The sequence below is a fragment of the Campylobacter jejuni genome (assembly GCF_049221745.1).
GTDB classification, from domain to species: domain Bacteria; phylum Campylobacterota; class Campylobacteria; order Campylobacterales; family Campylobacteraceae; genus Campylobacter_D; species Campylobacter_D jejuni_E.
Genome location: NZ_JBMJAO010000001.1, coordinates 398,321 through 411,074, shown reverse-complemented (window position 1 = coordinate 411,074; position 12,754 = coordinate 398,321). Strand labels below are relative to the sequence as shown.

Annotated in this window: 7 protein-coding genes, 1 tRNA gene and 1 pseudogene; 3 read left to right on the top strand and 6 right to left on the bottom strand. The window is 30.4% G+C overall.

All coding sequences use genetic code 11. The features are described 5' to 3' along the window. Positions 1-9: 9 nt before the first annotated feature. From argH to ACOTU8_RS02060, 5 genes are read right to left on the bottom strand one after another with little or no spacing between them, the layout of a single operon-like run. On the bottom strand, positions 10-1,392 hold the full coding sequence (gene argH, locus ACOTU8_RS02080; RefSeq protein ID WP_422341575.1) for an argininosuccinate lyase: 1,383 nt from the start codon (positions 1,390-1,392) through the stop codon (positions 10-12). A gap of 9 nt (positions 1,393-1,401) precedes the next feature. Next, on the bottom strand, positions 1,402-2,976 hold the full coding sequence (pckA, locus tag ACOTU8_RS02075; protein WP_422341574.1) for a phosphoenolpyruvate carboxykinase (ATP): 1,575 nt from the start codon (positions 2,974-2,976) through the stop codon (positions 1,402-1,404). A 12-nt stretch (positions 2,977-2,988) separates the two neighbouring features. Beyond that, entirely contained in the window at positions 2,989-4,776 is a 1,788-nt protein-coding gene (gene pycB / locus ACOTU8_RS02070; protein WP_422341573.1) for a biotin/lipoyl-containing protein, read from the bottom strand. Positions 4,777-4,807: 31 nt separating this feature from the next. After that, a complete protein-coding gene (locus ACOTU8_RS02065) occupies positions 4,808-6,148 on the bottom strand; it encodes a sodium-dependent transporter (protein ID WP_422341572.1) in 1,341 nt (446 codons plus the stop codon). Positions 6,149-6,160: 12 nt separating this feature from the next. Further along, positions 6,161-7,495 (bottom strand): sodium-dependent transporter, encoded by a 1,335-nt coding sequence (locus ACOTU8_RS02060; protein WP_422341571.1) that lies wholly within the window; start codon positions 7,493-7,495, stop codon positions 6,161-6,163. A gap of 232 nt (positions 7,496-7,727) precedes the next feature. Here ACOTU8_RS02060 and atpE point away from each other — a divergent pair, with 232 nt between their 5' ends. From atpE to ACOTU8_RS02045, 3 genes and pseudogenes are all read left to right on the top strand, one after another. Further along, a complete protein-coding gene (gene atpE, locus ACOTU8_RS02055) occupies positions 7,728-8,066 on the top strand; it encodes a F0F1 ATP synthase subunit C (RefSeq protein WP_002853683.1) in 339 nt (112 codons plus the stop codon). 33 nt (positions 8,067-8,099) lie between these two features. Further along, positions 8,100-8,185 (top strand) — tRNA-Leu (locus ACOTU8_RS02050). A 167-nt stretch (positions 8,186-8,352) separates the two neighbouring features. Next, positions 8,353-9,229: pseudogene (locus tag ACOTU8_RS02045) on the top strand (AEC family transporter). 7 nt (positions 9,230-9,236) lie between these two features. Here ACOTU8_RS02045 and aas read toward each other — a convergent pair. Further along, entirely contained in the window at positions 9,237-12,749 is a 3,513-nt protein-coding gene (gene aas / locus ACOTU8_RS02040) for an acyl-[ACP]--phospholipid O-acyltransferase (RefSeq protein WP_422341570.1), read from the bottom strand. Positions 12,750-12,754 lie beyond the last annotated feature (5 nt).

The window sequence follows — 12,754 nt, the reverse complement described above, 5'->3', positions numbered from 1 at the left end:
AAACAATATTTATATTTTTTTAATAAATCCTTGTAAAATTTGAATTTGCTTTTCTACGCTTGCAATAGAACTTGAGCCTTCACTTTGCTTAGAATTTAAAGAAAATTCAAAATTTAAAAGCTTCATAGCTTTTTCATCAAATATAGGATCTATTTTTGAAAGATCTTTAATTTCACTTATATCAATACCTTGTGCTTCAGCTTGTGCAACAACATTTCCCACTATAAAATGTGCTTTTCTAAAAGGAATATTTTTTTCACGCACCAAATAATCTGCCAAATCAGTAGCCAATAAATGACCTTTTTTACAAGCATTAAGCATGTTTTCTTTATTGATTTGTATTTCTTTTAACATTGCATTTAGGATAGTCAAACTATCTTTAGCGGTTTTCACGCTATCAAAAAGTCCTTCTTTATCTTCTTGCATATCTTTATTATACGCCAAAGGCAAAGCTTTCATTATAGTTAAAAGAGAAATCAAATTTCCATAAACACGCCCTGTTTTTCCACGTATAAGCTCACAAATATCAGGATTTTTTTTCTGAGGCATGATAGAACTTCCTGTTGAAAAACTATCACTTATGCTTATAAAAGAAAACTCCGAACTTGAGAATAAGATCATTTCTTCACAAAGTCTTGAAGTGTGTGTAAAAATAACTGCTATATCATAAAGTAAATCAAGAGCAAAATCTCTATCACTCACTCCATCCATAGCATTTGGCATAATATCCTTAAATCCTAAAATTTTAGCACTCAACTCACGATTGGTAACATAGCTTGTTCCTGCACATGCACAAGACCCAAGTGGCGAAAAGTCTGCGAGTTCTAGACTATTTTGCAAACGCTTAATATCTCGCATTAACATAAAAGCATAAGCTAAAATATAAAAAGAAAAACTCACAGGCTGAGCGTGTTGTAAATGTGTAAAACTTGGCATAATAGTTTTTTTATGCACTTTAGCATGTTCAAGCATGGTTTGAATCAATTCTTTTAAAAGCTTTATAAGTTCAATGTGAGATTTTTTGACAAAAAGTTTAAAATCAGTAGCCACTTGATCATTTCTACTTCTTGCGGTATGCAGTCTTCCGCCAATTTCACCGCCTATAATCTCGCTTAAACGCTTTTCTACAGCCATATGAATATCTTCATCTTTAATATCAAAAATAAATTTGCCTTGCTCTATTTCACTTCTAACCTGCTCTAAACCTTTTATAATAGCATCTAATTCTTCTTTTTTTAAAATACCACAACTTTCAAGCATTGTAGCGTGTGCTATAGAACCTTGTATATCTTCATTGAACAAAGTTTTATCTACATTTAAACTTGCATTAAATTTTTTTAAAAGCTCATCGCTTGCACCACTAAAACGTCCTGACCACATTTCATTTTTCATTTAAACACCTTAAATTTTTGGTCCAAATTTACTAAATTCAATACCTTCTTTGACATCTTCATAGCGTTTAAAATTTTGTATAAACATATGTGCTAATTTATCTCTTGTTGCAATATAATCATTTTTATCTGACCAAGTGTTTATAGGATTTAAAAGCATGCTTTCTATACCTTCTAAAGCTTTTGGAATAGCTAAATTAAACACTTCAAAATTTTCAAATTCGCATTTTGCAATACTTCCATTTAAAATAGCATTAATGCAAGCTCTAGTAGCCTTAATACTCATTCTTTTACCCACACCGTAACTTCCACCGCTCCAGCCTGTATTAACAAGATAAACATTAGCTTCATGCTTTTCAATCTTTTCACCAAGCAATCTCGCATAAACCGTTGGATGCAAAGGCATAAAAGGTTCTCCAAAACAAGCTGAAAAAGTTGCTTGAGGCTCTAAAATACCACGCTCAGTTCCAGCTACTTTTGCTGTATAACCACTTAAAAAATAATACATAGCCTGCTCTTTGCTTAGTTTACTCACCGGAGGTAAAATTCCAAAAGCATCTGCACTTAAAAATATAATATTTTTTGGATGACCTGCTTTTAAGCTAGGATCATGATTTTCAATATGCTCTATAGGATAAGAAACTCTTGTATTTTCTGTTTTTGAAGCATCAGCATAATCAACACTCTTATCAGCTCTTAAAACTACATTTTCTAAAAGTGCATTTCTTTTAATGGCACCATAAATTTCAGGCTCATGTTCAGGATCGAGATTGATTGTTTTTGCGTAACAACCACCCTCAAAATTAAATACACCTTCATCATCCCAACCATGTTCATCATCACCTATAAGTTTTCTTTTTGGATCGGTTGAGAGCGTAGTTTTTCCAGTGCCGCTAAGTCCAAAGAAAAGTGCTACATCGCCTTTTTCTCCGACATTTGCACTACAATGCATAGAAAGTTTATTTTCTAGTGGCAACCAATAATTCATCATAGAAAAAATACCTTTTTTCATTTCTCCACCATACCAAGTTCCACCAATAACCGCTATATTTTCTTCAATATCAAAGATTACAAAAACCTCTGAATTTAAACCCTCTTCCTTATAATCCTCATTGATACATTTGCAAGCATTATAAACAATAAAATCTGCTTTGAAATTCTCAAGTTCTTCTTGACTTGGGCGAATAAACATATTTTTAACAAAATGTGCTTGCCATGCGATTTCAGTAACAAATCTTACTGCTTTGCGACTTTGTAAAGAAGCGCCACAAAAAGCATCTTGAATATAAATTTTCTTTCCGCTTAACTCTTGTTTTGCCTTGGCTAAAAGCTTATCAAATAATTCTTTTGTAATAGGCTGATTTACCTTTCCCCAAGCTATATATTTGCTAGATGGATCTTGTTTTACAAAATATTTATCTTTAGGACTTCTACCTGTAAAAATCCCAGTATCCACACAAAAAGTATCATTATCCGTGCTTAAACCTTCATTATTTGCTTTTTCATGAGCATTTAATTCATCATAACTTAAATTATGAAAAATTTCCTTTATATTATCCAAACCTAAATTGTTAAATTTTTTCATTTTTCCCTCACTTTAATTTTTATAAATAGCTAAAACTTCGCCTTCATTAACAGTATCGCCTATTTTAATACAAAGCTCTGAAATAATTCCATCTTTTGGGGCATTAACCTCAATCTCCATTTTCATAGATTCTAAAACCATAATAGCTTGACCTGATTTTACTTCTTCGCCTTCGTTAATATAAATTTTAAAAACATTACCTGAAATACCTGCTAAAACTTCATTTTCAGCATCTACAGATGAAGAAATAATATTTTTATTTTCTTCTACTTTTTTTACACTCTTAACATTAACATCTTTATCAAAACCATAGCTTACTTCTACATGATATTTGTTACCATTTACAGCTACAGTGAATTTGTTTTCATCTGTACTCATAGGTTTTGGCATACTGGCTAATTTGCGTATATTTACCTTTGCCTCTCCTTTTAAAAATGCTATACCTTTTTTCTTGCAAGCTGCTGCAATAAATATATTTTCTTCACTCGTTTCTATACCCTCTTTTTCAAGTAAGGTTTTGGTATAAGCTATACTTTTACTCTCATCTTTATCGGCTATATTGATAGCAAGTTCTGTAGTAGGTTCTAAATTAAGCTGTTTTGAAGCAAGTTCAATAATGTTTGCATCGGGTGCAACTGGAGTTTTTCCAAAATAACCAAGCACCATTTTTCCATAACCTTCTGCGATTTTTTTCCAAGGCCCAAACATAACATTATTAAATGCTTGTTGAAAATAAAATTGAGAAACCGGAGTAACCGAAGTGCCAAATCCACCTTTTTCTACAACTTCTCTCATAGCATGAATGACCTGTGGAAATTTATCTAAAATATTATTATCCCTCATCATTTGTGTATTTGCTGTTAAAGCTCCTCCTGGCATAGGAGAAAAAGGAATAAGCGGATTTGCCATAGTAGCTTCAGGTGGTAAAAAATACTCTTTTAAACAATCTTTTAAAACTTCTTCGTATCTTAAAATTTTTTCTTCTTCAAGTCCGCCTAAATCATAATCTTTGCCTTTTAAAGCATGCATCATGGTTAAAATATCAGGCTGAGACGTTCCGCCACTTACAGGAGCTGCAGCCAAATCGATACCATCGATCCCTGCTTCAAGCGCTGCAAGATAGCAAGCTATACTCACCCCTGCGGTTTCATGCGTATGAAGTCTAATATGTGTATCTTGAGGTAAAATTTTTCTAGCCATTTTAATGGTTTCATAAATTTTATTTGGATTAGAAGTTCCACTTGCATCTTTGAAACAAATACTATGAAAAGGAATTCCTGCTGTTAAAATTTCTTTTAAAATTTTTTCATAAAAAGGCACATCATGAGCACCTTTGCAATTCGGCGGTAAATCCATTAAAGTAATAGCAATTTCATGCTTTAACCCATGTTTCACTATACATTCACCGCTAAATTTTAAATTATTTACATCATTAAGGGCATCAAAATTTCTTATCGTTGTAGTACCGTGTTTTGCAAAAAGTTTTGCATGCAAATCAATAAGTTCACTACTTCCAGTATCTAAAGTAACGGTATTGACTCCTCTTGCCAAAGTTTGAAGATTGGCATCTTTTCCTACAATAGCTCTAAATCTATCCATCATGGTAAAAGCATCTTCATTAAGATAAAAATACAAGCTTTGAAACCTAGCACCACCGCCAAATTCAAAATGTGTAATGCCTGCTTCTTTTGCTGCTTCTACTGCAGGAAAAAAATCATCCATTAAAACCCTAGCCCCATAAATAGACTGAAAACCATCCCTAAAGCTTGTATCCATTACATCGATGAATTTTTTAGCCATTATTTTTCCTTAAAAAATATTTTTTCATTAATTATACAAAAATTTGATAACACATTACCAAAATTATTGCTATAGGCGATATAAAACGAATAAAAAATAGCCAAATCAAGAAAATTTTTCGACTTATAAATTTAGAAAAAATTTTATAAATTTGTTTTATGTTCATAAAAAAACCTACAAATATAGAACATACTATAGCACCAAGTGGAAGTAAAAAATTTGAAGTTAATTTATCCAATAAAGTAAAAAAATCTTTACCAAAAAAACTAAACATAGAAAAAAAATTTAAATTTAACGATAAGATACAACAAATTCCAAAAATAAAAACAAATAAACCTATTAAAAATAGAGCTTTAGCACGAGAAATTTGATAGTTATTAATCATATAAAAAGTTAAAGGCTCTATCATTGAAACAGCTGAAGTAATACCAGCAAAAAAAAGTGCTAAGAAAAAACAAAATGCAAAAATATAGCCTAAAGCCCCAAGTTGATTAAACAAACTCATCAAGGATACAAAAACAATTCCTGCTCCTTGAGTATGCGGATCGGCTCCAAATTCAAAGATAAAAGTAAAAACAATAAGTCCCATAATAAAAGAAATCAATAAATTAATCAAAACGATATACACTGAACTTTTTATAAAATTTGTTTTTTTATCCAAGGCTGATGAATATGTAACTATACAACCTATTCCCAAGCATAAGGTAAAAAATGCAAGCCCTAAAGCTTCAGCAATAGAGCTAAATTTAAAATGTGAAAAATCAGGATAAAATAAATAAAAAAAAGCATTTGCAAAACCTTGCTTAAATCCCATGCAATAAAACAACATAAAAACAAGCATTAAAAATAAGCTAGGCATTATAACAACGTTTAATTTTTCAATCCCTTTGATTAACCCTTTAGATACTATTAACAAAGTAAGAAAAAAAGATAAAGTGAAGAAAAAAACAGAACTTGTCAAATTTGTAGTAATTAAATTCTGAAAATTACTTGCTGCTTCATCTAAAGTTTTAGGAAGATAATAAAGACTAACTACAGTATATTTTAAAACCCATCCCATGATAACTAGATAAAAAGAGAGGACAAAAATACCACCTAACATAAAAACGCCGCCATATCGCCATTTATTGCCATATTTTATGGCAAGATTTGAATAAGCATTTGCAAGATCACTTTTACTTAAACGTCCCATAGCCACCTCAGCCAAAAAAATACTAAATCCTATGGTTAAAGTAAAAAACAAATATAAAAGCACAAAAACAAAACCACCATTTTCTGCGCTTAAAGTTGGAAATTTCCAAGCATTACCCAAACCAATAGCTCCACCAGCAACAGCCAATATAAAACCGATTTTTGAAAAATATGTTCTCATTATTTTTCAAACTCACTTTAAAAAAGCGGCTATCATAACTATAACAACAGCCAAAGGGGAAATAAATCTCAAAAACACATACCAAAGTTCAAAAAATATACCCCTCATATAAGGTTCAAATAAAATTTTTAAAGCTTCTTTTTTCATCACAAATCCCACAAAAATAGCTGCCAAAATTCCACCTAAAGGCATAATAATCTTGCTTGAAACACTATCAAGCAAATCAAAAAAACTCATTCCAAAAAATCCAAATTGAGTACTTTTTAAAGAAGATAAAATACACAACATTCCTAAAATATAAACAACAATTCCGATTAAAATCAAAGCTTTTTTACGGCTCATACCAAAGGTATTAATAAGATAAAAAGCAAAAGGCTCTATCATTGAAACAGCTGAAGTAATACCAGCAAAGATTAAAGAAATAAAAAACGCTGATCCAAAAATACAACCAATCGCTCCAATTTTTTCAAATAAAGTAGCCAAGGAAATAAAAACAAGTCCTGGTCCTTGCTGATTAGGATTGTAACCAAATTCAAAGATAAAAGTAAAAACAACCAAACCCATTAATAAACCAACTAAAAGATTGATAAAAATAATATTTAAAGTACTTGTAATAAAATTAGTTTTATCAGGCAGACTAGCAGAATAAGTAATAATCGTTCCAACGCCCAAAGAAAGACTAAAAAAAGCAAGTCCTAAAGCTTCAAGAACATTTGAAGTGTTGATTTTGGAAAAATCAGGTACAAAAAGAAATTTAACCGCCATCACAAAACCATCTTTGCTAATAGCATAAACAAGCATCAAAATAAGCAAAATAAATAATGAAGGCATCATCCAAACATTTAACTTTTCAATCCCATTCTTAACACCTTTAGAAACAATATAAAAAACACATAAAAAAACCAAAGTAAAACAAATAAACTGACTTAAAAAATCCTCACTTGTAAAAAATCCAAACTGCGCTTTACTTACTTCTAGATCCATAGGCAAATTTCCAGTGATACTTAAAAACACATATTTAACTATCCAACCGATTACCAAGGTATAAAAAGAAACTATTAAAATCGCCCCCACCATAGTAAAACCAACATAAGACCAAGCTTTTTTATTTGAAGGTGCTAATTTTTCATAAGCATTAACAGGATCTTTTTCGCTAATCTTTCCTATGCTAAGCTCAGCTAAAAATATCACAAAACCTACACCCAAAGTAAGAATTATATAAAGTAAGATAAAGGCAGATCCTCCACTTTGACCTACTAGTGTTGGAAATTTCCAAGCATTACCCAAACCCACTGCTGAACCTGCTACCGCTAAAATGAAACCTATTTTTGAAAATTTAGAACTCAATGTTACAACCTTAACTTAAAAATTATTTTAAAATATTATTAAAGCAAAAAAACTTTTAAGCTTTATTGAAAACAATCAAATTTAAATCAAAAATGTGAATTTTTGTAAATTTCAATAAAAATAAAGATACTTTTGGTTATAATTCGGCTTTATTTTTAAGTCTTAAGTAGGGATACGCAAGCCGAACTGATTTAAAAATTTAAAAATATTTTTTATAGAAAGGTTAAAATTAATGAAAAAAGTTCTTTTTTTATTATTAGCATGTGCAGCAGTAGCTTTTGCGGCTGAAACTAATGCTCCAGTAGAGCAAGAAGCTATTAATGTATGGATTAAAGCATTTTCAGTTCTTGCAGCAGGTTTAGGTCTTGGTGTTGCAGCACTTGGTGGTGCTATCGGTATGGGTAATACTGCAGCGGCAACAATTGCAGGAACAGCTAGAAACCCTGGTCTTGGGCCAAAATTAATGACAACTATGTTTATCGCTTTGGCGATGATTGAAGCACAAGTTATCTATGCTCTTGTTATCGCGCTAATAGCACTTTATGCAAATCCTTTTATAGTTTTACAATAAAACTTTCAAAGCCCTTTTTGGGCTTTTTTCCATGCGGTTATGGTGGAATTGGTAGACACGCCATCTTGAGGGGGTGGTGCGCTCCGCGTGTGCGAGTTCAAATCTCGCTAACCGCACCATTATTTAAAATTATAATCATTCAACTTGAAATACTAACTGTTCAAGATCAAATTTCAACTTACAATTTCTTAAAGTTACAAAAAATAAAAAAATATTAAGATTTTTTAAGTATAAAGAGTATAATTCTATCCGTTTTCAAAAACTATCCCTTAAAAAGGATTATTCAATGTTTGTTTTTATACCATATTTACATTTTTTTACTTGCAGGTGAATATTTTACCAAAAGAATTGGTGTTTTAAAGCAAAAATAAGCTAGGACTTTTTTAGATTTTGCTATTACTTTTACTTTACCTTATTTAATTTTTGATAAAGCATATCATTTAAAATTTGATTTTTCATTGATTATTTTTATTGGATTGTTTAGCTGTATATTAGCAGCCTTTTTTGCTATTTTTATTGAAAAAGTTTTTCATTTTTCTAAAGTAACTTTAGTCAGTATGTTTTTGCTTTCTTGTTTTGGAAATAGGTATGCCTATTGTTGCTGGTGTATTTAATGACCCACAATTTAGCTCTGAAGTTATATTTTATGATGCTTTAGCCACAACTTTACCTATATCACTTTTTAGACCTTTTATACTTTCTTTAGGAAATGGAGAAAAAGTCAGTTTGCTTGCTAATATTAAAAAATTCTTAGTTTTACACCTTTTTTAGCTTTGCTTTTTGATTTTTTGTGCAAATTAATTACTTTACCTGAATTTATTCTATCCTATTCGTTTTTTGGTACCTCTGCAACCCCTATTGTGTTTTTTGCTATAGGTTTAGGGCAATTAAAACCTCTTACAAACCTACAATACAATAGTTGTCATCTTTGCTAAAATGATTTTAGCTCCTTTATTTTTTGTATTTTGTTTAAAAATATTTAATTTAGAGTTAAAAAATTCTATCATCGTTGCTATTATAGAAAGTGCAGCTTCTACTATGACCTAGCAGGAGCTATGGTAATGAAAGCTAAGCTAGATAGCAATTTAGCCGTAAGTGCTGTAGCCTTTGGAGTTCTTTTTGCTTTTATTTCTATGCCAATTTTAATTTGGGCTTTGCTATAAGATCAAATTATAAGGCTAAATTTTTAGCTAATTCTTTAACTTTTTTAAGATCAACTTTTCCTGAACCTAGGATAGGAATTTTTTCTATTTGAAAATAATATCTAGGTTTAAAAAGTGTAGGTATATTAGAATTTTTTATAGCCTCACATACTCCTTCAAAAAATTCATTATTACATTCTATGAGTAAAACAATTTGTTCCCCTTTTTTCTCATCTTCTAAAGATGTGGCACAAAATTTAACCACTTCAATATCTATAAATTTGGCAATTTCTTCTTCTATTGCACCTAAAGAAATCATCTCTCCACCAATTTTTGCAAAGCGAGAATAACGATCGACAATATATAAAAAACCATCTTCATCTAAATGCCCTTTATCTCCCGTGTTGTACCATCTTATACCATCAATTTCTTTAATAACTTCATCGGTTTTTTCTTTATCATTAAGATAACCTACCATAACTTGATGACCGCCTATAAGTATGAGTCCATCTTCATTTGTTTTTAGATTTTCATAATTATTTGGATCAACAATACGCACCGCAGTTCCAGGTAGAGGCATTCCTACGCTTCCTTCTTTATTGGCACGATGCATAAGCCAATAATCCGCATCGAAACGATTCGGCAAATTTACACTCACTACAGGTGTGGTTTCTGTAGCTCCATAACCTTCAAAAATGCTTTTTTTAAACTTCATTTCAAAAGCAGTTCTTATCTCATTTTTTAGTTTTTCGGCACCCGATACAACTATTCTTAAACTTTCAAACATTAAAGCATCAAGTTTTTTATTTCTTGCATAAATTCCTAAAAAAGTTGAAGTTCCACACATTATAGTAACATTGTTTTTAGCAACTACCTTAGCAACACCCAAAGCATCAGTTGGATCTGCAAAAGTGATACTTTTAATACCTTCAAGTAAAGGTAAAAACGTAGTTACTGTAAGTCCAAAAGCATGAAAAGGTGGTAAAGATGAAAGAATAACATCATTGTTTCTTGTGCAAAGCACATCAGAAATTTGCGCTATATTGCTTAGAATATTACGGTTATTGAGCATAACACCTTTTGGAGAACCTTCGCTTCCGCTACTAAATAAAATAGCTGCGACGGCAAGATTGTTTTTTGAAGGAGTGAAGATGGTTTTGAGTATAAAACTAGGCATGACACTAACTGCTAACATCATGCTAAAAATTTTAGTTTTTTGCATTTTAAAATCTTCTATAATATCTTCAAAATAAATTAAATGTATATTTGTATCGAAATTTAGATTTATACCTTTATTTGCTAGTTTTTCTAAAAAAGTTTTAGAAGTATAAATTTGTGAAATTTGCGCATTTTTTATAGCTGCTTTTAGAGCTTTTTCTCCAGCAGTGAAATTAAGATTTACTGCAATTTTTTCTGCGATTAAAACAGATAGATTGGTTAAAGAGCTTGCAAAAGAAGCGGGTAGTAAAATTCCTATAGCTTCCTCTTTGGGAGCGTAACTTCCACGCTGAGGATTAATGTTTAATTCTTTGGATTTTCTTCTAATAAAAAAATTAAGAAATAAACTAAGAGTCAACATTTTTCTATAAGAAATATCTCCAGCTAGTGTATCTATAATAGCTATTTGATTTAGATTTTTTTTAGCTATATCTATCCAAGATCTTGCTATGGTATGCATAGCTTCGCATTGTGATTTCCAAGCCATAAAAGAAAGTTCAAAAACTTTAGCTTTAACTTCATCTTTTTTAGAATGCAAAGACATAGCTTTACCAAAAGCTATAGCAATTTTTCTTTTATTTAAAGTGCGGTTTCTTGCTGAAAATTCTTCATCGCTTCTTGAAAAAGCGCTACCCCAAAGCCCTCGTATATAAAAAGGAATAATTTTTCCATCATCTTCGCTTAAACATTCACAAGCTAATTCAAATCCTGCTTTAAATTCATTTAATTGTCCATATCGCGAAAGCGTACCTTCAGGAAATAAGCAAACTAAATTACCTTCTTTGATATACTTTGCTATCAGTTCTAAACTTGTCTTACTTCCCGTGCTTGATACGGGAATAATACCAAATTTATCAAGAAAAATTTTAATATACCATTTAGAATAAATACTTCTTTCCATAACAAAATAAATTTTTCTCGGAATCGCCATTTGCACAACAGCCCAATCAATAAAAGAAATATGATTACCCAAAAGTAAAGCTCCACCTTTTTCTGGTATATTTTCAAAACCTTCTACAAGCAAACGGTATCGTTGTAAAAAAGCTATGCTTAAAAGTATACGTACTAAAGAAAAGGGAAGTTTTAAAAGTATGTAAAAACTTCCTATAAAGGTTACTAAAGTAACAAAATAAAACAAATAAATCGCATTGATTTCAAATTTTGCAAATAAAGTTGCCAAAAATAAAAATCCCAACATGGCAATATTTTGAAAAAAAATATTTCCTGCAAGAATTTGCCCTAATTCATTTTCTTTGGCATGAAATTGGATTAAAGTATTTAAAGGAATGATAAAAAGAGCTCCGCAAAATCCAAAAAAGAAAAATAAAAAACTATAACTTAATAAACTTATAAAATAAGGCATTAAAAAAGCCATTAAAAACATACCCAATACACCAAGTGGAATAAGTCCAAGTTCTATATAATTTTTTGAAAATTTACCAGCTACTAAAGAGCCTAAAATCACTCCTATACCAGAAAAAGCGAGTGAAATTTGCACATAAAAAGTATTTTCTATGAAAAGTTCATTTTTAGCAAAGACGGGAAAGCTGATAAGATAAAGTTGAGATATAGCACAATAAAATGAAATTCCAATTATGCAAAGCCGAATGGTTTTATTTTTAAAAACAAGCTTAAGATTATTTACTAGAAGTTTTCCACGAATATAATCTTTTTTGTTAAAAACTAAATCTTTATTTGTTTGTTTGAGTTTAGGCAAACGCCATGCAAAAAATACTTCGATACAAGAAAATAAAATTAACACAATTCCTAAAGGCGCTACTTCTTTTAAAATTTCATCTGTTTGATTATATGTAGAACTATAAAGACTTTCAAAACTTAAAGAAAATAAAGCCATTCCTGTTAAGATTGCCATAATGCTTACTGCATTAATTACACCATTACCCATAGCAAGAAAGTCTTTTCCTACGAGTTCTTTGATAAAACCGTATTTGCTTGGTGAATAAATCGCTGCTTGTAATCCCATTATAAAAATAAAAACAAAAGCCATCCAAAAAGCACCACTATAGTAACAAATGCAAATTATTAAAGTGAGTACAACATTACAAATTGCTGAAATTTTCATTACAATATTTTTTGGATATTTATCCGCTAAAAAACCTGAAGGAGAAAGCATGAGAATAAAAGGAAGTAAAATCAAAGCATTAACTATAGCATTTAAAAATAATTGCTCACTTCCTTCATAGGCTTTATAAATAGTATTTTGAATAATAATCTTATGTCCTAAATCTACAAAAACATTAATGAATACCATGAGTAAAAAAGGAATCAATCCGAAAATTTTCAAAAAAGATTTTTTTTGCATTATTT

Excerpts from the sequence above, each read along its gene's own strand:
- ACOTU8_RS02065 (WP_422341572.1), bottom strand. The coding sequence starts at position 6,148 with ATGAGAACATATTTTTCAAAAATCGGTTTTATATTGGCTGTTGCTGGT.
- argH (WP_422341575.1), bottom strand. The coding sequence starts at position 1,392 with ATGAAAAATGAAATGTGGTCAGGACGTTTTAGTGGTGCAAGCGATGAG.
- pckA (WP_422341574.1), bottom strand. The coding sequence starts at position 2,976 with ATGAAAAAATTTAACAATTTAGGTTTGGATAATATAAAGGAAATTTTT.
- aas (WP_422341570.1), bottom strand. The coding sequence starts at position 12,749 with ATGCAAAAAAAATCTTTTTTGAAAATTTTCGGATTGATTCCTTTTTTA.
- pycB (WP_422341573.1), bottom strand. The coding sequence starts at position 4,776 with ATGGCTAAAAAATTCATCGATGTAATGGATACAAGCTTTAGGGATGGT.
- atpE (WP_002853683.1), top strand. The coding sequence starts at position 7,728 with ATGAAAAAAGTTCTTTTTTTATTATTAGCATGTGCAGCAGTAGCTTTT.